The 26,180-nt window shown below is 36.9% G+C and carries 18 protein-coding genes; 12 read left to right on the top strand and 6 right to left on the bottom strand.

Annotation, left to right across the window (positions count from 1 at the left end):
* Positions 1-65: 65 nt before the first annotated feature.
* On the bottom strand, positions 66-1,217 hold the full coding sequence (locus GVN22_RS19675) for a LacI family DNA-binding transcriptional regulator (RefSeq protein WP_166552718.1): 1,152 nt from the start codon (positions 1,215-1,217) through the stop codon (positions 66-68).
* Between the two features lie 510 nt (positions 1,218-1,727).
* On the opposite strand from GVN22_RS19675, the gene uxuA reads away from it, so the two are divergent.
* From uxuA to GVN22_RS19630, 9 genes are all read left to right on the top strand, one after another.
* On the top strand, positions 1,728-2,918 hold the full coding sequence (gene uxuA / locus GVN22_RS19670; protein ID WP_205690970.1) for a mannonate dehydratase: 1,191 nt from the start codon (positions 1,728-1,730) through the stop codon (positions 2,916-2,918).
* Between the two features lie 154 nt (positions 2,919-3,072).
* A complete protein-coding gene (locus tag GVN22_RS19665; protein ID WP_166552717.1) occupies positions 3,073-5,187 on the top strand; it encodes an alpha-glucuronidase family glycosyl hydrolase in 2,115 nt (704 codons plus the stop codon).
* Between the two features lie 168 nt (positions 5,188-5,355).
* Positions 5,356-6,108, top strand: a complete 753-nt coding sequence (locus tag GVN22_RS19660) for an SDR family NAD(P)-dependent oxidoreductase (RefSeq protein WP_166552716.1) — start codon at positions 5,356-5,358, stop codon at positions 6,106-6,108.
* An 83-nt stretch (positions 6,109-6,191) separates the two neighbouring features.
* A complete protein-coding gene (locus tag GVN22_RS19655) occupies positions 6,192-7,235 on the top strand; it encodes a glycoside hydrolase family 43 protein (protein WP_166552715.1) in 1,044 nt (347 codons plus the stop codon).
* Positions 7,236-7,963: 728 nt separating this feature from the next.
* Positions 7,964-10,381, top strand: a complete 2,418-nt coding sequence (locus GVN22_RS19650; protein ID WP_166552714.1) for an outer membrane beta-barrel family protein — start codon at positions 7,964-7,966, stop codon at positions 10,379-10,381.
* Between the two features lie 69 nt (positions 10,382-10,450).
* Positions 10,451-11,281 carry an endonuclease/exonuclease/phosphatase family protein gene (locus GVN22_RS19645; protein ID WP_166552713.1) on the top strand — a complete coding sequence of 277 codons (831 nt, stop codon included), beginning with the start codon at positions 10,451-10,453 and terminating at the stop codon, positions 11,279-11,281.
* Between the two features lie 1,444 nt (positions 11,282-12,725).
* Complete coding sequence (locus tag GVN22_RS19640) at positions 12,726-14,186, top strand: replication initiation protein (protein ID WP_166552712.1); 1,461 nt, start codon at positions 12,726-12,728, stop codon at positions 14,184-14,186.
* Between the two features lie 50 nt (positions 14,187-14,236).
* On the top strand, positions 14,237-15,214 hold the full coding sequence (locus GVN22_RS19635) for a ParA family protein (RefSeq protein WP_095163861.1): 978 nt from the start codon (positions 14,237-14,239) through the stop codon (positions 15,212-15,214).
* An 8-nt stretch (positions 15,215-15,222) separates the two neighbouring features.
* On the top strand, positions 15,223-16,194 hold the full coding sequence (locus GVN22_RS19630; protein ID WP_166552711.1) for a hypothetical protein: 972 nt from the start codon (positions 15,223-15,225) through the stop codon (positions 16,192-16,194).
* 195 nt (positions 16,195-16,389) lie between these two features.
* Here GVN22_RS19630 and GVN22_RS19625 read toward each other — a convergent pair whose 3' ends face one another.
* The gene (locus GVN22_RS19625; RefSeq protein WP_166552710.1) at positions 16,390-18,018 is read right to left on the bottom strand and encodes a carboxylesterase/lipase family protein; all 1,629 of its coding nucleotides are present in this window, start codon (positions 18,016-18,018) and stop codon (positions 16,390-16,392) included.
* Between the two features lie 103 nt (positions 18,019-18,121).
* On the opposite strand from GVN22_RS19625, the gene GVN22_RS19620 reads away from it, so the two are divergent.
* Complete coding sequence (locus GVN22_RS19620; RefSeq protein ID WP_166552709.1) at positions 18,122-18,853, top strand: NUDIX domain-containing protein; 732 nt, start codon at positions 18,122-18,124, stop codon at positions 18,851-18,853.
* An 866-nt stretch (positions 18,854-19,719) separates the two neighbouring features.
* On the opposite strand, the gene GVN22_RS19615 is transcribed toward GVN22_RS19620, so the two are convergent.
* The 4 genes from GVN22_RS19615 to GVN22_RS19600 all read right to left on the bottom strand — a co-directional run bounded on the left by GVN22_RS19615 (position 19,720) and on the right by GVN22_RS19600 (position 23,153).
* The gene (locus GVN22_RS19615) at positions 19,720-20,088 is read right to left on the bottom strand and encodes a hypothetical protein (RefSeq protein ID WP_166552708.1); all 369 of its coding nucleotides are present in this window, start codon (positions 20,086-20,088) and stop codon (positions 19,720-19,722) included.
* A 92-nt stretch (positions 20,089-20,180) separates the two neighbouring features.
* A complete protein-coding gene (locus GVN22_RS19610) occupies positions 20,181-21,554 on the bottom strand; it encodes a HAMP domain-containing sensor histidine kinase (protein ID WP_166552707.1) in 1,374 nt (457 codons plus the stop codon).
* A 2-nt stretch (positions 21,555-21,556) separates the two neighbouring features.
* Positions 21,557-22,246: a response regulator transcription factor gene (locus GVN22_RS19605; protein WP_166552706.1), complete on the bottom strand. Its 690-nt coding sequence runs from the start codon at positions 22,244-22,246 to the stop codon at positions 21,557-21,559.
* Between the two features lie 286 nt (positions 22,247-22,532).
* Positions 22,533-23,153: a recombinase family protein gene (locus GVN22_RS19600; protein WP_166552705.1), complete on the bottom strand. Its 621-nt coding sequence runs from the start codon at positions 23,151-23,153 to the stop codon at positions 22,533-22,535.
* A 335-nt stretch (positions 23,154-23,488) separates the two neighbouring features.
* Between GVN22_RS19600 and GVN22_RS19595 the strand changes: the two genes are divergently transcribed.
* Both GVN22_RS19595 and GVN22_RS19590 read left to right on the top strand, forming a co-directional pair.
* The gene (locus GVN22_RS19595) at positions 23,489-24,739 is read left to right on the top strand and encodes an efflux RND transporter periplasmic adaptor subunit (protein ID WP_166552704.1); all 1,251 of its coding nucleotides are present in this window, start codon (positions 23,489-23,491) and stop codon (positions 24,737-24,739) included.
* Positions 24,736-26,175 (top strand): TolC family protein, encoded by a 1,440-nt coding sequence (locus GVN22_RS19590; protein ID WP_166552703.1) that lies wholly within the window; start codon positions 24,736-24,738, stop codon positions 26,173-26,175. Before GVN22_RS19595 ends, GVN22_RS19590 begins: the two co-directional genes overlap by 4 nt.
* Positions 26,176-26,180 lie beyond the last annotated feature (5 nt).

The following is a 26,180-nucleotide window of genomic DNA, read 5'->3' as shown; positions in this document are numbered from 1 at the left end:
TTCAAATCTTCAAATCTTCAAATCTTCAAATCTTCAAATCTTCAAATCTTCAAATCTTCAAATCTTCAAATCTTCAAGGAAGACTTTCTCACAACCAATTTTCCTTGTACGATAATATCTTCTGGTACAAAATTATCACCATCGATAATATTATTGATGAGGGTATTAGCCGCTATTTCGCCCACTTGTAAAGGAAATTGATGAAAAACAGTCAAGGCTGGCTCTATTAATTCAGCAATTTGATCATCCCCAAAACCTGCCACAGCAATTTGCGCTGGAATTTTGATGCCTCTCTTTTTCAATTCTACCATAAGCTCAATCGCATTGCCATGATGAACCGCAAAAATGGCATCTGGTGGCGATTCCAATGATAACCATTGATTTAGCGCATCAACAGCCTCGTTTTTTCTAAAACCTATATGATAAACCAAATCAGGGTCGAAACTTAATCCGTATTCTTGTAAAGCAGATTTATATCCTTCAAATCGCTCCTGACTAATCAGTAGCTCTTTAGGACCAGCACAAATAGCAATGCGTTTACACCCTTGCTTTATGAGATGTTCTACCAACAAAAAAGAACCTCTGAAGTTATCAAGAATCACTTTAGCGGTTGGAAGCTCATAGGCAACTCTATCAAAATGAACAATCGGAATTCCCCTATTCAGATGGAGTTTAATATGCTCAAAAGAGGTTGTTTCGACAGAATGACTAATCAACAAACCATCTACCTGACTACTCATTAAAGCCTGAACATTGAGCGTTTCGGTCGAATGAGATTCATTTGACTGGCAAATCATCACTCGATAACCCGCATTACTCGCCACTTGTTGAATACCAGACAATACCCCAGCGAAAAATGGTCGCTGAATATCTGGAATCACCACGCCAATGGTATTTGTAGCTCCCCTATTGAGGCTTTGTGCCAACAAATTAGGGCGATAGTCGAGTTCTTGAGCTACCCTCAAAATCTCTTGTCGAGTATTTTCATTAATTTCTTTGCTATTATTTAAGGCTCTCGAAACAGTAGATGGCGCAACGCCCAAGGCCTTTGCAATATCAACGATGGTCGTTTGGTGGTTTTTCTTAGCTGGCGTAACTGGTGTAGTTTGTACAGTGAAATAACTTTCGCAAGATTTACAAAGAAACCGCTGCTTGCCTCTTACAAAGCCTGCCTTTACCAAATTTTGTGTTTCTTGACAATTAGTGCATTGTATCATATAGTGTATGCTTGATTGTGTCTTAGTAAGTTTGTGGGTATTTTACCCGCAATAGTAAGCTATTTGCTGTAAGCCTAAAATATAGAAGTGTTTTTAAAAAACCATAAATACATTTTTGTCTAAGGCTTATAGCCTAATGCGTATTAATGTAAATGTAGAATAATTGCCTGAGTCAAATACTCCCTTACTTCTTGGCATAATTCTACTATCTCCAACCTCATTTTTGTATTTTTTTTATACATAACATCTACCTATTCTATCGTCAAAAATACAAGTAGATTCGCATTTCTAAAAGTAGAACTTTTTATTGAATATAGCGATATATATCGGCTTCGTTTTCGAAAACGTTTGCGATATTTTTATAAAAATATATCAAGAAAAACTTTGTTTAATATAAAAATATAGCCTTACATTTAGTTCAAATCTCCCCAAATTAATATCAAGTATCGGAAATGATTTCCGAAAATCTTGAACTTTTTAAAGAAGTACTATTTCCAAAAACTACTGAGTATGATACATACTATGCGTTGGTTTGGCCCTAAAGACCCTGTCTCGCTCATGGATATTCGCCAGGCAGGGTGTACGGGGGTTGTTTCCGCTCTCCATCAAATTCCTGTCGGTGAAATATGGTCTAAAGAGGCCATTCAAGAAAGAATTCAAATCATTGAAGCTGATAATCAACAGTATTCATCCTTAAAATGGCTCGTTGTAGAAAGTCTCCCTGTGCACGAGGATATCAAAAAAGGACTTCCTTCTCGTGATTTATATATTGAGAACTACAAAGCTTCTCTACGCAATTTGGCGGCGTGTGGGGTTACTATTGTTTGCTACAATTTTATGCCTGTGTTAGATTGGTCGCGCACCAAGCTCAATTATAGCATGCCAGATGGCTCTCAAGCCCTACGCTTTGTTTGGCAAGATTTCGCCTTGTTCGATTTATATATCCTTCAACGTCCCAATGCTAAAAATGATTATACGCAAGAGGTTCAGGAGGCTGCAAAAGCTAAATTCGAGCAAATGACAGAGGATGAACTTAAGGAGTTAACCAATACTGTTTTGCTAGGTTTGCCCGGCTCAGAAGAAGCATTTAGTCTTACTACTTTTCAAGGTTTATTAAATAATTACGCTCATATAGGTGATGCCGAACTTCGTGCCAATCTGTATTACTTTATTCAGCAGATTGCACCGCTAGCCCAAGAACTGGGCGTCAATCTATGTATCCACCCTGATGATCCTCCAAAGTCTCTTTTGGGCTTACCACGTGTTGTGAGTACCGAGTCTGATTTGGTACAACTCATGCAAGCATGCGACGTCACAGCCAATGGCATTACATTTTGCACTGGTTCTCTGGGAGTTAGAGAAGATAATGATTTAGCAGGAATGATAACTCGTTGGGGACATCGTATTCATTTTTTGCATTTACGAACTACCAAAAGAGAAGAAAACCCATTGAATTTTCACGAAGCTGCACATCTCACTGGCGATGTCGATATGTATGAGGTAGTGAAAGCGGTAGTTTTGGAAGAAAACAAAAAAGGAGCCGAACGTCAAATCCCAATGCGTCCCGATCATGGTCATTTGATGCTGGATGATTTGACGAATGGGAAAAAAACCTACCCGGGCTATTCTGCCATTGGTCGATTAAAAGGGCTTGCAGAACTTAGAGGACTGGAATTAGGAATCAAGAGGAGCATATTGTAGTAAAAGGCACTAGGCAACAGGAACAAGGCAAAGAGTTTTAAAATGTTTTTAATAACCACAGCCATGCTTTTTTCCAAAGCCCACCGCCGAAAGCCCTTACCTGAAAGCACAAAGCACAATCTTAAATTTTATTTTGCCTACTAACTTACCACGTATGAGATATTTTCAAAAATTAATTATCATTCTACTTTTGAGCATCACTCAATTGGCTCATGCGGATGATGGGTATAGGCTTTGGTTAAAATTTGACCTTGTTGCTAATATTCAACAAAGAAATAGCTATGCTCAAAAATGTCAGTTCATTTACTCTGATAATCAGGATGCTATTACAAAAACAGCCAAAAAAGAACTTCAAGCTGGTTTGTCTGGATTATTAGGGAAAAAGATTTCGATTTTAACTACTCCAGCAGGAAAAAAGGGAGTTATCATTCTTCAAGTTATTCAAAATGAACAAACGAATCAACTTGCGGAAGATAGTTTTACGATTCGAGAAGAAAATCAGAATATCGTAATTCGTTCTCGTACAGCTTCTGGCGTATTATATGGTTCTTTTGCTTTTTTGAGACAACTACAAAGTGGAAGTTCAATCGCACAAATCAATATCACGGATTCACCAAAAATCAAGTACCGAATGCTCAACCACTGGGATAATCCCCTTGGTACTATCGAACGTGGTTATGCGGGTTCTTCTCTGTGGAAATGGTATGAATTACCAGAAGTAATAGACCAACGATACATCGATTATGCTCGTGCTAATGCCTCAATCGGTATCAATGCGGTTGTTTTGAATAACGTCAATGCCAGTGCTAGATTTTTGACCAAAGAATATATCGGAAAAGTAAAAGCCCTAGCAGATGTTTTTCGTCCTTACGGGATAAAGGTATTTCTTTCCTTAAATTTTGCAGCGCCAAAACTTTTGGTTGGTGCAAAAAATTCTGACCCAATGGCTCCAGAAGTGAGAAATTGGTGGAAAAATGTCACTAAGGAAATTTATGCTGCTATTCCTGATTTTGGAGGATACTTGGTAAAAGCTAATTCTGAAGGTGAGCCTGGTCCTCAAGACTTTGGCAGAACTCATGCCGATGGCGCCAATATGCTTGCCGAAGCAGTAGCACCTTACAAAGGAATTGTCATTTGGCGTGCTTTTGTTTACGCTGCCGATCCCAAAGGCGACCGTTTCAAAGAAGCTTATAAGGATTTTAAGCCTCTTGATGGCACGTTTGCTTCTAATGTGTTAGTACAGGTAAAAAATGGACCGATAGATTTCCAATCTCGTGAGCCATTCCATCCGCTTTTTGGTGCTATGCCAAAAACGCCACTTGCTATGGAATTCCAACTTACACAAGAATATTTGGGCTTTAGTACCAATCTTGTGTACGAAGCACCACTTTTCAAAGAGTGTCTAGAAAGTGATACTTATTCTAATGGCAAGGGTTCAACAGTTGCAAAAATCGTTGATGGAAGTGTTGATAATCATTCACTTACGGCTATAGCTGGTGTAGCTAATACAGGTTCAGATCGTAACTGGACGGGGCATTTAATGTCTCAAGCCAATTGGTATGCCTTTGGTAGATTGGCGTGGAATCATAGTCTTAGCTCTGAACAAATTGCTTCAGAATGGATAAAAATGAGTCTAACTCAAGAGCCTAAAGCAGTTGCGACGATTCAAGATTTGATGATGAAATCCCGTGAAATTTATGTGGATTTTACAACCCCTCTTGGCCTGCATCATGTAATGGGACAAAATATTCACTTTGGTCCCGAACCTTGGCTCGAAAAAAGTGCACGCCCCGACTGGACAGCCATTTATTACCATCGCGCCGACTCTGTAGGTCTTGGTTTTGACAGAACTGCCCAAGGAAGTAATGCTCTTGGGTTATATGCCAAAGAAGTTCAAACTCAGTGGGGAAATCCAGATACTTGTCCTCTCCCCTATTTACTGTGGTTTCACCATGTTTCTTGGAATAAAAAACTTAGTTCTGGCAAAACGCTCTGGAATGAATTTGCTAGTCGCTACTACGAGGGCGTTAAATCAGTAGAGTGGATGCAAAAACAATGGAATTCTGTTCAGTCTTCTATCGACCCACAAATATTTGCTGATGTATCTGGTCGATTAGCCGCTCAGCATCGTGAGGCACTGAATTGGCGAGATGCTTGCGTGTTGTACTTTCAACAATACTCAAAACAAGCCATTCCTGCCCCATATCAAGCGCCATCCAGAACGCTCGACGAAATGAAAGAAATTGTTCGAATTTATCAACTTAAGTAATAGGCATTAAGCCTTGAGTAAATAGACATTCATTTTGCCTTTGTGGAAATAGCTCCATTAATGGTAATACGCTTACAGCATAACATTCAATTAAAACTTCGAGCTAATAATCTGTCAGTAAACATTTTAAATCAGAGTCTTAGCTCGACACCCAAACTTAATTACCTTATGAATTTTAGACTTGATAATAAAATTGCCCTTATTACTGGCGGCGGAAGTGGTATTGGCTTTGCCATAGCTCAATGTATGATTAACGCTGGTGCGACGGTTGTCATTACAGGACGTCGTGAACATGCACTTCAAGAAGCCGTTCAGCAATTAGGAGATAAAGCCAAATATGTGGTAAACGATGTAACAGTGCTTGACCAATTAGAAAACCTAGTTGAGCATATCGAAACACAAATCGGGACTATTGACATTCTCGTTAACAATGCTGGAATAAACATGAAAAAACCAGCCTTAGAAGTAACTGATGAAGAATTTCAACGAATTATTCATACGAATCTTAACTCTGTATTTTCTTTAACAAGAGCTGTCGCTCAACGAATGGTGGGTCGTAAATCGGGAAATATTATCATGATTTCGTCTATGGCTGCCTATTATGGTATCGACCGAGTACCTGCTTACTCTGCCTCAAAACACGGCGTCGAAGGACTTGTAAAATCGTTAGCGATGGATTTATCTCCTAGCCAAGTTAGGGTCAATGCAGTAGCACCTGGCTTTATCGAAACAGCCATGATGCAAACAGCTATGAATAGTGACCCTGCACGTATGAATAAAGCACTTGACCGAACGCCTATGGGCTTTTTTGGAAAACCAGAAGATATTGGTACGGCAGTAGTATTTTTAGCTTCAGACGCTGCAAAATATATTACTGGTGCATCATTACCTGTAGATGGAGGCAACTCTATTGGTTTCTAAATAATATTGCTTTGATTTTATATAAAAAACTTATAAACAAATATTTAAGTAAATTTTAAATATAATTATTTTGTATTATTAAAATGAAAATAAGAAGTTTAGGTATATATACATCAGCATTTTTTTTGCTATCGCAAATCTCCATTGCTCAGCAGAAAAAACAGCCTATTTCTCAACCACTCGTAAAGCATATCTATACGGCGGATCCTTCTGCGCATGTTTTTGAAGGAAAAATTTATATCTATCCTTCGCATGATATTGAAACGAATGTTAGTAGAGATGCAGATGGAGCCAAGTTTGACATGAAAGATTTTCATATTCTTTCAATGGACAAAATCGGTAGAAAAGTTACTGATCATGGTGTTGCATTAGATTTGAAGGATGTACCTTGGGCTAGCAAGCAATTATGGGCACCAGATGCGGCCTACAAAAACGGTACGTATTATCTATTTTTCCCAGCCAAAGACCAAGAAGGTATTTTTAGAATTGGAGTAGCCACCAGTAAAAAACCTTACGGTCCATTTAAAGCTGAGCCAAAACCCATCGAAGGCAGTTTTAGTATAGACCCAGCAGTTTTTAAAGACTCTGATGGTAGCTATTATATGTATTTTGGCGGTATTTGGGGTGGACAATTGCAACGTTGGAAAACAGGTAAATATGATGCTAATGGCGCTCTGCAAAAAGCGAACGAAAAAGCGCTACTACCCAAGATTGCCAAACTATCCCCTGATTTAAAAAGTTTTTCAGAAAGTCCAAAAGACATTCAAATCTTAGATGAGCAAGGAAATGTATTATTGGAGGGAAACAATGATAAGAGATTTTTTGAGGCTGCTTGGATGCATAAATACAAAGGAAAATACTATTTCTCCTACTCTACTGGTGATACTCATTTTATCAGTTATGCCACAGGAGATTCTCCCTATGGACCATTTACTTACAAAGGAGTTGTACTAAACCCCGTTGAAGGCTGGACAAACCACCATTCTATAGTTGAAGTAAAAGGGAAATGGTATTTGTTTTATCACGATGTTCAGCTATCAGGACAAACACATTTAAGAAATGTAAAAGTGACTGAATTACACCATAATCCAGATGGGACAATTCAAACTATTTCAGCATATAAATAATTGCGTACACCGTTTTTAGTTTAAAGGGCAAAGTGTCATTCTGATACTTTGCCCTTTATTTTTCTCCCATAATCAAGGTGCAAAAGCTCATTGTGACACTTTGCTATCTAGTTCGATACTTTGTCTCGGACTCACTATTGCTTCAGTTTATAAACTGTTTGAAAAAATAAGCTCAAGAATAAGGCTTGAACTAGCAAGAAGATTTTTGCTATGCTAAGCAAAAGCTCATCGTGATACTTTGCTCTCTAGTTCGAGACTTTGTCTCGGACTAATTATTGCTTCAGTTTTAAAACTGATTAAAACAAAGAGTCCAAGAACAACTCTTGAACTAGCAAGAGTATTTTTCCAAAACTAACCAAAAGCTCATCGTGATACTTTGCTCTCTAGTTCGAGGCTTTGTCTCGGACTCACTATTGCTCCAGTTTTTAAACTGTTTGAAAAAATTAGTCCAAGAATAAATCTTGAACTAGTAAGAGTATTTTTCCAAAACCAAGCAAAAGCTCATTATGATACTTTGCTCAATAGTTCGAGACTCTGTCTCGGACTCAATATTGCTTCAGTTTTTAAACTGTTTGAAAAAATTAGTCCAAGAATAAGGCTTGAACTAGCAAGAAGGTTTTTGCTATGCTAAGCAAAAGATCATTGTGATACTTTGCCCTTTATGCAAGGATAGAGTCTAGCATTTTACTTTGTACTTTTATGTATCCAATTAAAATACTATTTAACTTATGAAATTTACTTTTACCTTTCTTTTTGCTTTCATTTCTATTCTTGTAAGTATTCCGCTTTATTCTCAAAATAAAGCCACCATTAGCGGGAAAGTTATTGATTCAAAGACTTCTGAAATCATGTCTTATGCAAGTATTCGTGTACTTGATGCAAAAACTGATAAACTAATTACAGGAGGAATTACCACCGAAAAAGGCACATTCTCACTCCAAGTTCCCTATGGAATTTATGTTGTAGCTACTGAATTTATGGGCTACAAAATCTGGAAATCCGATATACTATCCCTTGATAAATCAAATGCAGCGATTAATCTTGGTACTATTCTTCTCCAAACACAAAGTCAACAACTTACGGAAGTCGAAGTCCGTGCAGAAAAAAGTACGATGGAAATGGCGCTAGATAAACGTGTATTCAACGTCGGAAAAGATTTAGCTAATGCAGGTGGTACAGCCAGTGACATTCTTACTAATATTCCTTCGGTATCTGTTGAGCCAGATGGCGGTATCAAACTTCGTGGAAGCGATAATGTCCGTATCTTGATTGATGGTAAACCATCAGGATTGGTAAGTTTCAAAGGTGGTGCGGGACTACAATCATTACAAGCAAGCATGATTGAGCGGGTAGAAGTAATCACGAATCCTTCGGCACGATATGAAGCAGAAGGTATGGCTGGCATTATTAATATTGTTTTGAAAAAAGATAAAAAACAGGGTTTCAATGGTTCTTTTGATGTGATTACGGGTTATCCTGTCAATGAAGGCTTAGGTATAAATATGAACTACCGTCATCAAAAGCTAAACTTTTTTCTCAATTATGGCATTGCTTATCGTATTACGCCCAATATTGCCCATAATTTTCAACAAGTATTTAATGGTGACACAACCGTTATTTCGGATCAAGATAGGAATGGTAACCTTAAGGGCTTTAACAACAACATTCAGGGAGGTTTGGATTATTTCTTTTCTGAAAAAAGCTATTTGACTGCATCCTATTTATTTCGTCGCTCAGATGCTCGTAGAATTACAGATTTAACTTACAGAGATTATTATAATTCATTAAGTAATCTCATCAGAACAACATATCGTCAACAAGACGAAAAAGAAACCGAACCAAACTCGGAATACGCATTAACCTATCGTCGAGATTTTGATAAGAAAAACCATAGCTTTTCTGCTGAAGTACGCTATATCGATAATTGGGAGCGCTCTGACCAATTATTTACTCAAAATGCGTTTATGCCAAATGGTTCAATTGATAAAGCCCAGACTTTGCTACAAAACTCCTTGAATGATGAATATGAAAAGCAATGGCTATTTCAAACGGATTACTCAAAACCAATCCACAAGGATGGAAAAGTTGAAGTAGGAGCAAGAGCCAATTTTAGAGATATGGTCAATGATTATGTGGTAAATCAACAAAATGAGAATGGTGTCTTTGTACCATTACCAGGGTTGAAAAACTATTTTATTTATACCGAGAACATCAATGCAGTGTATGGAATCGTAGGTGACAAATACAAAAAACTATCTTACCAGATTGGTTTGAGAGCTGAATGGACGAATGTAAAAACTACTCTACGAGAAACCAATGAAGTAAATCCTAGAAATTACTCAAATCTATTCCCAAGTGCCCATATTGCTTGGGAGATGCCCAACGAAAACTCTCTACAACTTAGCTTTAGTCGTAGGGTAAGAAGACCTTTTTATAATGATTTAAGTCCTTTTGCTACGTTCTCGGATAGTCGCAACTTTTTTGGAGGTAATCCAAATCTTAATCCAGAGTTTACAAATGCTTTTGAAATTGGTCATATCAAATACTTTAAATTTGGGTCTTTAAGTTCATCTTTGTTCTACAGAGATACCAAAGACAAAATTCAAACGATTAGAAGCGTGAATGATTTGGGGTTTGCTACAACAAGACCTGAAAACTTAACAGGAGAAAAATCATTTGGCTTAGACATCGCTTCACAAGTCAATTTTTACCAATGGTGGAAAAGCGATTTTAGTTTTAGTATTTTCAATGCCGACATGGATGGAAGTAATATCGACGAAAATTATAAACGAAATACGCAAAGCTGGTTTGCAAGACATACCTCAAAATTTAGCTTGCCCAACCGCCTAGATATTCAGGTAAGAGCCAATTATGAAGCGCCGCAAAAAACGGTACAAGGCCGACGACTCTCCATGTATTATATCGATTTTTCAGTAAGTAAGGAGGTCTTTCAAGGAAAAGGAACGCTTAATTTGAATATTATGGACATTTTCAACACAAGAGTTTCTCGCTTTGTGACGGAAGGAGCCAATTTTATCACCGACGGAAGCTCTCAATTTAGAAGACGACAAATTAATCTTACTCTCAATTATAGAATCAAAAATGCGAAAAAAGTAAAAAGTATCATCAGTGACGAAACCAACTAGGCAAAAGCTCATTGTGATACTTTGCCCCAAACACTCAATTTTTATATCAACTAAAACAAATCTCATCTTATGAAAAAAATCCTCGGACTTATCGCGGGCTTGCTTTTAATGCAAGAGGCTTCATCTCAAACACTCAATGTTGCCACTTATAATTTAAGACTCAACACGGCTGGTGATGGTATCAATGCTTGGCCAAACCGAAAAGAGGAAGTAAAAAAACTAATTCGTTATCATGAATTCGATATTTTCGGAACGCAAGAAGGCTTTGCAGGTCAATTAAAAGACTTGGTCGAAATGCCTGAATATACTTACACAGGCGTAGGACGTGATGATGGTAAAGAAGCGGGAGAGCATTCTGCCATCGTGTATAGAAAAGATAAATTTAAGCTATTAGAACATGGGGATTTTTGGTTGAGCCAAACACCAGATAAACCCTCAAAAGGCTGGGATGCTACCTGTTGCAATCGTATTTGTTCTTGGGGAAAATTTAAAGAAATTAAGTCAGGCAAAACATTTTATTTCTTCAGCGTGCATTTTGACCACCAAGGCGTTGAGGCTCGCCGTCAATCAGGTTTCTTGATGGTTCAGAAAATTAAGGAGATTGCTAAAAACACGCCTGCAATTTGTGTGGGGGACTTCAACTCTACTCCTGATACAGAGCAAATCAAAATCATGCAAGCTTCATTGGGCGATTCATACTTAGTGGCAAAAATGCCTCCTTATGGTCCTGTGGGTACGTTTAATGGTTTCAAACATGATGCTCCGCTCAAAGATAGAATCGATTATATTTTCGTAGATAAGCATTTTGAAGTATTAAAATATGCTGTATTAACAGATGCTTACGACAACAAATATCCCTCTGATCATCAACCTGTGGTGATAAAAACAGTGTTCAAATAATTTCAAATCCCATCAAAAATAGACCTTTGATGGGATTTTTTTTGACTAATGTCAGTACCAAAACCTTAGATAATTTAGCCATTTTGTTCCACAAAAATCAATCAAATTTTCTAAAATCACACTTCAAAAGTTATATTATTGAGGCTTCTAAATATAACTTTTGAAGTGTGAAAGAGGGGCAAAGTATCACTGTGACACTTTGCTTTTCTGCTTAATTTTCTTGAAAACGCACTTTTTATGAAGTATCCAATTTTGCTACTTTTGAAAATTTCAAAATAATTTATTATTAATTATACTTCATCTTACCAAGTTTTCTTATGCGCTTCAAAGCATAATTGTTTGAGAACCTATTTGTTAAATGTAATCCGTTCAAGACTAGAACATCAACAGCTGAAACTCTTACCTTTCAACTCGCTCATAAATTCAGTATTCTTTCCTAAATTTTCAAAGCATACACAAACAACCACCTAAAACCGACACAATAAGTTTACTCGTTTGTGCATTGACCAAGAACTCAACCTTGAATCCTTCACCAACACTCATCTTTTCACATTCATCAGGTTCGTTACGTTAGAGCAAAGTATCATCGTGATACTTTGCTCTAAGGAATGAGGATATTGATATGAAGATTAAAATCCTCAGAAAATTTTGATTCAACTTGCTTTCTAAGATTTTTATTCAAGTCATTTGAGTAAAACCTCCATAAACCACGTTTTTTAGCAACATTTTAAGTTTAAGTGAAGTATTTACACACAAGAACTATAAAAGTGTCTTAAATCGAAGATTTCAAGGCAAAAAAGCACTAATTATCTAGTGACTCTACAGACTAAACAAAATAGAGTACTTTTTAACCATAACTTTTAGAGTGTTGCCATAAAGGATTAAATTTCGCCAAAACATTTTAAATATAACTTTTGAAGTGTTGGCGCAAAAATTCTTATTTCACACAAAGTAGGAGTTTTACAAAAAAAAGTGGATTTTGACTTTAAAAGTATCCTTTATTTTTATCCAATTTTTTTTCTTCAAAAAACAATCAAAAAAATCTCACTTTTTACATTTGAGAGTATTTCTTTTTTATTTCCTTAAGTATTTCCTAATATTTCCTCCTGCGTAACTAATTGATTTTCAGTTTTTTACATAGTGTTAATATAACTTTTAGAGTGCTTAATATAACTTTTGAAGTGTCAAGTATAACTTTTAGAGTGTGTTAATATAACTTTTGGAGTGTGTTAATATAACTTTTGAAGTGCCAAGTATAACTTTTAGAGTGTTATTTGTAATATCGGAAAAATACAATTTCTAGGAGCATTTATAAATCTTACAATGATACAATTTTGAATCTATTTTACTTGCATTAATAAAATATTCTTGTAATTTTGATACAAAATTGAATCACTATTTTTGATATATATAAATTTTGAAAGAATATGATGAGAGATTAACTATGAAGCAAGGTATTAAAAAGAGAACTACCCAAGAAAACAAAGAAATAGAAGCATTGGAGCGAATCTCCAGTAGTTCTTACATGGTGGTGTTGGGAAATCCATTGCTCAATGCAAGGTTTGACTTAACAGCCTTTCAAATGAAGATTTTTCACTTTTTGGTTTTAAATACAGACCAGACTTCTTCTGGTTTTAAGGTGACCAAAGTGAAGGTTTCGGAAGTATCTCAGTTTCTAAAAACAAAAACTAGTGATTATCTCTACAACCTGTTGGAAAAGGAGTCACGGAAGTTGATGAAGAAAGAAATCTTCTTGGAAGATGAGCGAGGGTGGAAAGTGGCCAACATTTTAGCACAAATCGAATATCACAAAAAAGAGGGCGCGTTTAGTTTTTTGTTTCCGCCTATGTTGGATGCTTATTTGTTGCAACTCAAAAAGAATTTTACTTACATCGATGTGCGCAACATCGTGTCGATGGATAGTGTGTATGCTATTCGGTTTTATGGTTTTTGTAAAGAGTTTGAGCGTTTCGGCAAGTTTCAATTTACCGTAGAAGAAATGCGTCGGATGTTTAATCTCGAAAACAAATATGAGTTATACGGTTTGTTTAAGCAAAAAGTAGTTGTCAAAGCGCAAGACGAGCTGATTAAAAACTCTGATTTGATTTTTGATTTTAATGAAATCAAAGAAGGCAAAAAAGTAGTAGCTCTGCAATTTGTGATTCGGAAAAACCCTAACAAAACGCAAGCTCAGTTGGAAGTAGAGACTAATCCAACGAGTCAAGAAGCAGAAGATTCAAATTATGAAGTGGTCGAGTCAAATACCCAACCCAATTTTGAGTCAAGTACTTTGCAGAGACTTTCTGGAATTGTACAAGTTTGGGGGATAGACTCGTCGACGTTGCAGAATTGGCTTGAGCAATATCCTATCGAACAGGTGATTTTGGGTGTGGAATATGTACAAACAGAACTGGAGAAAGAGCCCAAGAAAATCAAGAATATTCCTGCATATCTCAAAACCATTGTTAGCTCATCGCAACTGGTAGAGCGCCAAAAGGCTGTAGAAGAAGAAAAGCGAGTACTGAAGGCGGTATTGAAGAAGTCGGAAAATGAAAAACTTCAACTTGAGCAACTTAAGCAACAGCAAGATGATTTTTTACATGAAGTGTACAAGCAAAAGAAAAAATTGGTGTTAGAGTCACTTCAACAGAATCATCAATTGTATCAAAGGGTTTTGAATTCGCTCAATACTTCTGCTTTTTCTGCGATTTATTATGACAGCTACGTATCCAAAGTAGGTACAGAAATTAGCCTTGATAGCTTTTTGGCCTATTTTAATGAAAACACGGGATTTGAAGCAATAGTCATTACAACGCTCGAACACTATCACGATTTGAATCTGTTTGAAGGTTTAGTGAAACATTACGGCGCCCAAGCCAAAGCATTAGGGTTAAATTATTTCTAGAAAATCAACACATTATTTGATCATAGTATCAAGTTTACGAAACAATATTTATGAGAAGCAACCTGACTTTAGAGAAAATAGTCTCTTTTTTTCGCCATAACCCATCCCTTAGTGTCAATGGAGTTAATGACGAAGCAGGATTACCCAAACGCAAATTAGATTTAGTTTTCAATTCGAATGGTTCTCGAAAACTCAGCGAAGATGATTTGGCCAAATTAGAACCTATTTTACGCAAGTATGGCTATAACGAATACCTCTATCAAAGTGCTCGCGTAATCTCGATTGTAAATCACAAAGGTGGAGTTGGAAAAACTACCACGACAGCCTGTTTGGGTGAAACATTAGTCAGAAAAGGCTTTAAAGTATTACTTATTGATTTTGACCCACAAGGTAATTTATCTCAAATTTTGGGCATAGAAAATCCTGAATTGCAAATTGCAGATTGCCTATTTACCGATATCCAATTACCTACAGTTCAGATTTTAGAAAACCTTTGGTTGGCACCATCCGATATTACTTTAGCAGAAATCGAGGTTGATTTGTTATCAAAAGTAGGTGGTGACGTTCGATTAAAGCATAAAATTGAGCCGCTTTTGGAGGAATACGACTATATTCTCATCGATTGCCCTCCAAGTTTGAGTAAGTTGACCGTATCAGCATTGAATGCATCCAACTCTACCCTCATTGCAATGCTTCCTGAGTCATCATCTTTGAAGGGACTAAACTCTTTGTTAAACCGTATCAGCGAAGTAAAAACACATACCAATCGTGACTTGACCTTGGATGGAATTGTTTTTACGATGGTCAAAAAGAATACCGTTCACGATGGCTTCAAAGAAGCGTTGAGAGCTAACATGGGAAGTGATTTTAGGGTGTTCAATACCGAAATTAGACACTTGATTGATTTTCAAAAATCTCAGGCTTTACAAGCTACCTTAGGAACATTGAATGCGTCGTCGGAAGCCTATAAATGTTACAAAGATTTTTGTGATGAATACGTTGAATATTTGCAAGTGATTAATAACTAACAAGGGGTATGAAAGGGATAGATTTTAAAAAACAGGTAGCTATTAATACTGCTAATACGCTCAAAAACAATAAGTTAATTTCATCTGAAAATGTAAAGAAGAACCTTTTGGTTTTACCAGAGCTCAAAGAATTTATTCCGAGTTTGAGCGCCGAAGAATATAAATCTTTAGAAGATAGCATTATTGCCAATGGCTGTCGTACACCATTGTTGGTTTGGGATACAACGCAAGGATTAATAAATCCAAGCCATCCTACGCCTAGTGAGCCTGCTTTCGTGTTGTTTGATGGCCATCACCGTTATGAAATTTGTCAGAAAAATAGAGTCGATTTTCAAATTGACTTGATGACTTTTCCTTCGATAGACGAAGTAAAAGATTTTATGATTGACTTTCAGGTAGGACGCCGAAATATGACTGTCGAGCAGCTTTCGTATTTTAGAGGTCTAAAGTATCAACGTATGAAAAACCGCCAAGGTGGTTTGCGTGGCACTTACACCGATATTGTAGATACAGCATCTGTGTTGGCTGAGGAATTTAAAGTAAGTCCTGCCACCATTAAACGTGATGCCGTTTTTGCGCAAGGAATTGACAAAATGCAAGGTGCCTTAAAACAGCAAGTTTTAGAAGGAAGCAAAAAAATTGAGAAAAAACTGATTCAACAATTAGCCAAGGCTACCGTAGAAAAACCCGTAGAATCACTAGAAGAGCTTCAGGCGGTAGTCTCAAATAAATCTCAAGAAATAGCTCAAACCAATTCTATTAAGCAAACAGAAGCATTGAAAAAAGTAAGTGCTAGCATGAAAAAAGCAAATGTAGCACACTTGAGTTTGATTGTAAGAGGTAGTTTTATACTAGAAAATGGACTAGAAGCGGAGTGGAGACATTTACGAGAACTAGGCGAAGGTGTTATTATTGAGCCAGATTTTCAAGATGAAATCTCTTTTCCTGAAGCAATAGCATTGGGTTTGATAAAATTGTAATAGAGTGAACAGGGACAAAGTGCTAGCGGCACAAAGTGAGTTTTATTCACTCACTTTGTGCCGCTAGCACTTTTTGGGGTTACTGGGTAAAATTCCAGCTTTAAGCTCTAGGCTTTGTACCGTATGCTAAAAACTTGTGGAGTATGGAAGCTTTTCTGCATAATGCCTACGGCCTAAAGCCAAATAATTAAGATATTATTTTTTCAGAAAATCTCTATCTAAAAAGAAATATCTCGCTTCATTTTCTGAACGAACTGCCTTGGTATTGGCATTAATGATTAACACTTCTGGCTTTTCTTCATTCTTGGCTGCTGGCCAATTCGGCAATTTTTCACCGTTTGGATTACCTGTTTTGATGAAATTTGCAAAATAGTTCATCATCGTTTCCGATACTTTATAATCGTCTTCTGTCCAAGCATATACCTTGTTGGTCGCTAAGTTTCCCATAGCATATTCAATTTCGGCAGAGTGAACAGCGCCTTTAGGCTTCGGAGCTTTTGGGGCATTTTTGTCTTTTTTGATTACGCCACCTGCTAAACCCGCTTCCAAATCGCTTTCACGCATATCTGGACGAGGTTGTGCGTAGAAATAACGATACACAGGCTGTTCGCTATTTTTTCTATGTAAATCAAACCATTTCCAAGTACTAAAACCAATAAAACGGTCACCAGCCAAATCTGTTGCAGATTGTTCAGTTACTTCTGGAGCTCCCGCTGGGTAAAGTCTTAAAACTTCTTCAGCTTTAGCACCGTATAATTCTTTTACACGCTGGGCATAATTTTCATTGTTCAACTCTTTGCCAGCCATAAGAGCACGGTAGTTCATTTCCTCCGAATTCCAGCCTAGCATCAATGGAACCATTGCTTGTTGTTTTGACTCAAAAATTTCGGTAAAAGTTTTTGGGAAAAAATACCCATCTAGCGTTGTTCTGAAACCAGCATTTTGTGCTCTATATTTTTGGTATAGCTCAAAAGTAGATAGCGCACGCAAATCTTTTAACGATTTAGCGCCTGCTTTTGTCGCAAAATCAACTCCGAGTTTTTCGGCATCAGCCAAAGGAGTTGCGGTTAATAACGAGCCACTTTCGCCAATAGCTCCTGCAATAAGGTTTTTGGATAGGGGAGAAGCCATTTGAGCACTTACCGATGCCGAACCAGCTGATTCGCCTGCAATAGTTACTCTTTTGGGATCGCCTCCAAATTTGGCAATATTAGCTTGTACCCATTTTAAGGCTGCGTTTTGGTCAAGCAAGCCATAATTACCTGAACCTTTATATGACGTTTCTTTACTTAATTCAGGGTGTGAGAAAAATCCGAAAATATTCAGACGATAATTGACAGTTACTGTTACAATTCCTTTTTTTGCCATATTTTCGCCATCATAACGATACTCTGAACCATCGCCAGCAGCGAAACCACCGCCATAGAAATATACCAAAACAGGTAATTTTTCGTCATTTGACTTGGCAGGTGACCATACATTTAGGTAAAGGCAGTCTTCGCTCATGCCGTCGCTGCGGAAACCCATGTCACCAAACAAAGCAGGTTGTACTGCTCTTGGACCAAATTTCTTAGTTTGGCGAACGCCCGACCATTTATCAGGTGCTTGTGGAGCTTTCCAGCGAAGGTCGCCAACAGGTGGTTTGGCAAAAGGAATACCTTTGTAGCTCTGAATATTGTTGCGAACGTCAAATTCGCCTTCAATGATTCCTTGTTCAACATTCACTTGAACAGGGAAAGCGTAAGCATTTTCGGCATGTTGTGCCATAGAGATGCTGGATGCGCACAAAGCAATCACAGCAATACTAGATTTGAGGATTTTCATTGGATATTGTTCTGAATGTTTTACTATTGTCTCATTCGCTGACAATAGTAGTTTGAAAAACTAAATAATACAATTATTTCATAGATTTTTTTTATATTCGACAATGGATAAAGTAAATATTACACAGGTGGTTTCGGCGAAGGAAGCGGGATATTTAGCACATATAGCTTATGATTCGGTAATTTTTGGCTTCGATGGCAAGCAATTAAAGATTCTTATTTCGGAGTATCATAATACTAAATTGTTTGCCTTACCAGGTGGTTTTGTCAAAATTAATGAGAGTCTCGACGATGCCGTTCGTCGTGGACTTCGAGAGCGTACAGGCCTAGACAATATCTATTTGGAGCAGTTTCATGTTTTTGGAAGCCTCGAAAGATATATTCCTGAGGCGATGGAAATGATTATGAATGGGGGTGGAAATAGCCCTGTAGAGGATTGCTGGTTATTAGATCGGTTTATTTCGGTGGGATATTATGCCTTGATCAATTACGAAGGTGTAAATCCACAGCCAGATGAATTATCTGACAGTTGTTGTTGGTATAATATTGACCAACTTCCTACACTTATGCAGGATCATAACATGATCGTCGCAAAGGCACTTGAGACATTGAGAGACAACTTAGATAAAAAGTTAGTGGGTATGAATCTTTTACCAGAAAGATTTACCATGAAAGAGTTGCAGACAGTATATGAGTTGATATTAGGTCAAAATATTCGACGAACGACTTTTCAGCGTTCTATGTTGGCAAAAGGAATTTTGAACAGGCATGAAAAACAATTTACAGGAAAATCCCACAAAGCACCATTTCTTTATAGTTTCAAGAAAGATATTTAAAGCTTTAGCATGCAGATACTTGAATTAATGTATAAATATTATTTATGATTAGCTTATAAAATATAAATAAAAATATATAAAAAGCATTGTACATCTTTGTAATGTCAAAGATAGGTTTATTAGGAACATGAAGTTCTCAATGAGAACAAATGCCTCAGAGTAATTCGTTAATATCGGGTTAGTAATTCCAGACTTCAGATGAAGTTGGAGAAAAAGGTGACTTAAGCAATTAGGTCACCTTATTTTTTTATCTTGAAAAATAATTAGCTGTGTTTCAATGAGTAATGATATGAGAGTTTTCCGTTTGCCAGAAAGCTATTCTAACTCCATTCCAGAAGCTCCAATATAATAGAAGGTAATAAAATAGTGGGCAAAATTAAAATAATTTTACTCGCATTAAGCTCTAGGCTTTAAGCTGTAAGATAAAAGTTGAAAAGAACTTCTCATGAAATAATTGAAGCTTTTTTGCCTAATGCATACGGCTTACTGCCTAAAGCATATTAATGCAATTTTATTTTGCATTAATACTAATCTTCCTCATATCAATTGCCGTAAAAAAAGATGCACTGTTTCGAGCCAAGTGGTCTAACAGTGCTTTTTACCAACAATTTAATATGAATATTTTTAGCTGCTCAATTCGTATCATGTCACCAATGTAGCTGATCATCGGCATTATGTTTTTTCAATAAAGTCATCTTATTTAAAATAGGAGCAGAACTACACTGAACAGGTTAATTAGCATTTTTAATGAGATAAAAATTCAATATTGCTAGCGGATTTGTACAGGTAATATTTAGGAAAAAGGCTTGTCGAAATACTTTTCAGCACCAACAAGCCTTTAAATCAACTAACTCTATACAATGATTTTAGTTTTTATCTACCCCCTCTGCTTTTACTGCAATCTCTTTCTCAACCGAAGCAGAGTTGGTAGTGTTTGTATGTGGCATTTTATAGTTTTTTACATTGGCTAATTCTTCTGGACTTTTACCATAATCAAGCAAAAGTTTTTTCTCAGTAGCTTCATTAGCAATTTTTTTGTAATCTCTGTTTGTTTTTCCAACTACCACAAAAGCTGTATTGTGATTCTTTTCGGCTTGTTTTTTTGCAGCCGCAGCTTTGTTGGGATGTTTGTAGTTGTGTGTACTGTAACCAGGGTCGCTGGTCCAATTATTTTGTGCTTCTGCTGCTAAGTTGGCAGTCAAAACTAAAGCGAGTGCATATATCCAAGTTTTCATGACGAGATTGTTTTATGGTTCTTTGTTTTTGTTTCTGTTACAAAGATGCAACCTCGACATTAGGACAACTTCAGACTCAGCTTAGAACGAAATTAGATTTTACTTTTTAATCTATAAGGTAAAGACACAGTGAATGTTGTGCCCTGACTTTCAGACGATTCTACCTGAATCTGACCCTGATGCAGTTCTACAATTTTCTTTACCAGAGATAACCCTACACCATGCCCTGGTGTATTTCGAGCGTTGGAACCACGCTTGAAAGGCTCAAAAATTTCTTGAATTTCTTTTTCAGGAATTACTTTACCTGTATTCTGAACAGAAACTTTTGCACCATCGTCTACACATTCAATTTTGACTGAAACGGTCTTATTATCTGAAAATTTTGCCCCATTTTCTATCAAATTAATCAAAGCCGTGTAAAGCAATGCTTCGTGAGCATATAGCTCGGGCATCATATCTTTTTCCTGTTCAAGAAATAATAAAACCTCATATTCGGGCTTTTTTTCGGTTAGTTCTTGACGCACACTCCAGAGCAACTCAGTTAGATTAACTAAGTTGTACTTGAGCGGAATCTGATTAGAATCCATGCTAGCAATATCTAAAAGACCGTTTGCCAGTTTGTTGAGCTGTTGAACATCCTCCAAAACTGACTGTATCATTGCCTTTAATTCTTCTGGAGAATCATCTGCTAATAAGGATACCTGAATTTGTCCTGTAATAGCAGTCAAAGGCGTTCTTAATTCATGTGAGGCGTGTGCCACGAATGATTTTTGTAGACGAAATGCTTTTTGTAAACGCTCTAACATCTGATTAAAACGTAGTGACAATTGGGCAATTTCATCAGTTCTATTTCCTTCATCCAATCGCAAATCCATGTTTGATGCCGTAATGGTATCGAGTTGTTTGATAATACGATTGATAGGCTGTAGTGCACGTCCAGCAAAAAACCACCCTGCAAAAAACACCACTAAAGTTGTCAATAGACAGCCCGTAATGAGCATAATGGCTAAATTTCGTTGTTTACTCAGACCATAGACATCTACTGCCGATGAAAAAATTAGTAACTCTTTTGTTCCTACATGGTATCTAAATCCAAATATTTCACCTTGACCTACTTGCCAATAGATTTCACCATTTTGAATAACTTCATCTAAGCGTTTGGTAGGAATATCGAAGTAGTCAGTACCACTTTCATAAAGGATTTTTTTATTTTTATCAAAAATGACTACCTCTTCTTTATCGAGTACAGTCATTTGGTTTTTATCTAAAAGTTTTAATAACTGAGGACTTAGTTTTTCGTTACCAAAAAGCGCTTCAGCAGAGGTAAGTCCTTCATGCTTTAGACGATTGCTGAATACTGTTTGTCGGTGTAGTTCTTCTTCCCAATACAAAAAAGTGCTAAAAAGAACCAACAAGGCCACCACGATGCTACTAAACATCAAGATGAGTCGAGTGCGAATCGTCATAGTTATTTTGCTTTTAGAACATATCCCATACCTACAACTGTGTGAATGAGCTTGTTTTCGAAGCCTTTGTCCACTTTATTTCTGAGGTAATTAATATATACCTCAATAAAGTTGGTACCTGTATCAAAATTGATGTCCCATACGTTTTCGGCAATATCAACTTTCGAGATTACACGACCACGATTACGCATTAGGTATTCAAGTAGACTATATTCCTTGGCAGTGAGTTCAATCTGTCTTCCACCTCTAAAGGCTAGTTTTTGTGCAAGATCTAACTCTAAGTCTGCTACTTTCAAAATTTCATTGGGTGATGTAGAAGAAGGGGTGCTGCGTTTGAGAAGTGCTTTGACTCTCACTAATAATTCCATGAAGTCGAAAGGTTTTACGAGATAATCGTCAGTGCCCACTTCGAATCCACTCAATTTGTCGGCCATACTTCCCAGTGCTGTAAGCATTAAAATGGGCACTTGGGTATTACTTTCACGTATTTTGGCACAAACGTCCAAACCACTCATATCGGGCAAACCAATGTCTAGAATTATTAAATCAAATGTATGCTTCGAAAATACGTCGATGGCTGTTTGACCATCTTCGGCGATTAATGCTTCAAAGGATTGGGTTTCAAGTCCTTTTTTGATGAAATTAGCTACCTTCTGCTCATCCTCTACAATCAAAATGTGCTGTTTCTCCATGATATAATTTTAATAAGTAATTGGTTTTGTTTCGTCTGTCTGTTTTGGTTTGAGGGTTTAGCAATAAAGATTAAACCCGTCAAATTTTTAATGAGTAAAAGACTTAAACCTGAATTGTCAAAGAAGTTTAGGAATTAAGCCATGAGTTTTGAGACTATAACTGATGCATGAAAATGTACTAATGGCTTAATTTCCTAAATCTTAATCCCAACCCTAATTACTTGAATACAAAAGTAAGACAGAGGTATTAATACATTGGTATAAAGTGCATTAGAACGAGATTAGATTATTGGGTATCATCTTTGCGTCGTGTTCGTTTTTTGGTAAATCCTTGAACCTTAACACCTGCATGCGCTAAGATTTTGTAAAAAGTGCGACGACTTCCAATTTTGAAGAACTTCATAATTTGCGTTGTCGAGAGTTTTTGAGCATCGTAAAGTTCTTTTACAGCTGGAGCAATATCTTGGTATTTAGGTAATAAACCTTTAGGACGACCACCCATGCGTCCACGGGCACGAGCCGAAGCCAAACCTGCCTTAGTTCTTTGCACAATGATATTTCTTTCATGTTCGGCCAACGCACAAAAAATTTGAAAGACCAGAATTCCACTTGGTGAGGTAGTATCAATAGGGTCGTTAAGAGAAACAAGGTTGATTTTACGCCTTTCTAATTCTGCAACCAAATCAATCAAATGCTTTGTTGAGCGACCCAAGCGGTCGAGTTTCCAGATAACAACAGTATCACCCTCTCTAACAAATTTCATCATTTCTTCAAATTCTGGTTTGTGAGCTTTCAAGCCAGAAACTTTGTCTGTAAAAATATTTTCACAGCCATATTTTTTTAATGCATCAATTTGTAGGTCGAGCGTTTGTTCTTGTGTACTTACACGTGCATAACCGATTTTCATATTGTATCAAGTATGTCGATAAAGCTCTGATTGAAAGAGGGTAATCTTTCAACAAAAATTTATCCAATGAGTTTTTGTTTGCTAAAGTTATCTGAAGTCAGATTTTTCTACCTAAATCAGGTAAATCATTTTGGTAAATATAGTCAATTTCTGTTCTGAATACTCAGCTTTCCTTTTTTTGTCCTGAACATATACTCACCTACGTTCATATCCGCACAAGGTGTTCGAAATCGCACAGTTTTTTAGGATACTATATTTTGTAAAACCCTGTAAATCATTTGGTTATCTTTTGGCATTGTGTTTGGAATTACTATATACAAATAATCATTACAATTATGGACAAAGAAATCTCTAAAAACCTAGTCAAGCAAAAGCAATACAAACGCTGGACTACCGTAGCGCTTATCGCTGGTGGTTTGGGTATTGCTGTTTACTTTTTAAACAACACTTTACAATCATCTATCAATACCAATAAAATTCGGGTGGCAACAACCGAAATAGGCTCCGTTGAAAATACACTGACTGCCACAGGTGAAGTAATTCCTGCTTTTGAGCAAATCATTACAACGCCTATTAAAGCTAGCGTCAAGCAAGTCTATTTTACGGTTGGTGCCAAAATTCAGAAAGGACAACCCATTGTAGAGCTAGACAAGTCGTTGACGATGATAGAGCTAGAAAAACTCAAAGACCAGTTGGCTCTCAAACAGAATAGTATTGAGAAACTGAAAATGGATTTGAATAAAAAAATTTTTGATTCAGATATCAACGACAAAGTAAAGCAGCTAAATATTAATCGACTAAAAGCTGAACTTGAAGATACCAAACGACTTCAGAAGGTAGGCGGAAGAACTCAAGAAGACATAACTAAAGCCGAAAATGCATTGAGAATTGCTGAACTTGAAAAATCTCAATTAGAAAATGAGTTGAGCTATAACAAAAAATCTGTTGGAGCAAATTTGAAAGATTATACGTTACAAGCTTCCATTGAAGAAAAGAATTTGAAAGAGTTGAGTCATAAAATTAAAATGGCAGACATCGTTGCCGACCGTGCAGGGGTATTGACTTGGGTAAATGATAAAATTGGTACTGCCGTGAATGAGGGTGAAATGCTAGCAAAATTGGCTGATTTGGGAAGCTTCAGAGTCGAAGGCTCATGCTCGGATGTTTATGCAGAACAATTGAAAGTAGGCTTGCCCGTAATTGTTAGGATTAATGACCAAGCTTTGAGAGGAATGGTTGTTCAGATTAAACCAGCAGTCTCAAATGGCGTAATACAGTTTGCGATAAGTTTGGATGACAATCGTAGTACCTTACTCAGACCCAATATGAAAGTGGAAGTATATGTCATTACGCAAAAAGTTGATAATGTTGTCAGAATAGCGAATGGTCCTGCTTTTAACGGAAAAAGAAAATTACCTGTTTTTGTTCTAGAAAATGGTAAAACAGCCAGACGTAGAGAAATAGAAACTGGACTAAGCAATTTTGATTTTGTAGAAATCAAGCAAGGGCTGAAACCTGGCGAGAAAGTGATTATAACCGATATGAGTCAATACAAACACCTAGACCAAATTCAGATTGAACCATGAGAAAGATACTTTTTTTATGGCTGATTAGTTGGCATAGTTGGGCTCAACAACCAGCCTTGAGTTTGGATGGCGCAATTTTATTAGCAAGAGAAAAATCCATTTCCGCCACTCAAGCTCATACGCAAAAAGCCACGAATTACTGGCAATACAAAACCTTTTTGGCAGATTATAAGCCACAGTTAAGTCTGGGAGGAACTTTGCCTAGTTTTACTCGCTCGTTTATTCAGGTACAGCAGCCCGATGGAGCAATTGCTTTTCAGTCTGTTTCTAACAATAACTCAACGCTGACTTTATCGTTGAGCCAAAGTATTGCCAAAACGGGAGGGGTAATTTATGTTCAGAATCAATTACAGCGATTTGATGATTTTCAAAATAAATTGACACTTTACAATGGCGTTCCTTTGGCGTTTGGATTGAATCAGCCACTTTTTAGGTTCAATCTGATGAAATGGGATAAGTTGATAGAACCTCTCAAATATGCCGAAAGCGAACAACAGTTGATTGAAAACATGGAGAAAATCTCCTTGGCTACAGCAGAGTATTATTTTGACTTGTTATTGGCGCAAGTAAATTTGCAGATTGCCCATAAAAACCTTGAGAATAACGAAGTTCTTTTGAAAATAGCTGAACAAAGATTGAGCCTAGGAAAAATATCTGAAAACGATTTATTACAAATCAAACTCTCCGTATTGAATGCTCAAAAGGATTTGGCTTCAGCCAAACAACAAGCTGAAGTAGCTCGATTGAAACTTAAAACTTTTATCGGCTACCGCGACGAAGCATCGTTTGATTTGTTGATTCCTGCTCAGATTCGCTTGTTTGAAGTGGATGAAAAAAAGGCATTGTCGGAGGCTTTGGGAAATCGTTCGGATGCTATTGCCTTTAGACGACGAATGCTAGAAGCTGAACGGGATATGGAAAAAGCTAAAAAAGAAAACGGTCTAAATGCCAATTTGAATTTGGCTTTGGGTTTGTCAAATCGTGGAGATACGCCTTTGGATGTTTACAAAAAACCACAAGATAGACAATTCGTGGAAATACAGTTTACTCTTCCGATTATGGATTGGGGACGCTCCAAAGCAAGAGTAGAAACCGCAAAGGCTAATTTGCAATATGCCCAACAAAGTGTAGAACAAGATAAGCTTACTTTTCAACAAGAAATTTATACCCAAGTAACCTTGTTTGAAATGCTCCAAAAGCAAGTAAATCTGACGAAGGAAACCGATGATATTGCAACAAATCGTTACCAGATTGCTCAAGATCGATTTATCCTTAGTGACCTCAGTATCACAGATTTGGGAATTGCTTTGCAAGAAAAAGACCGTGCTAAAAGAGACTATATTCAGGCTTTGAGAGACTATTGGCAAGCCTATTTCAAGCTAAGACTTTACACATTGTATGACTTTGAACTCAATCAAAAATTATTAATCAAATAACCGAC

Source organism: Cellulophaga sp. BC115SP (assembly GCF_009905545.1).
Taxonomy (GTDB): domain Bacteria; phylum Bacteroidota; class Bacteroidia; order Cytophagales; family Spirosomataceae; genus Flectobacillus; species Flectobacillus rivi.
Note: the sequence above shows the minus strand (reverse complement) of the source record. Positions and strands in the feature narration are given on the sequence as shown.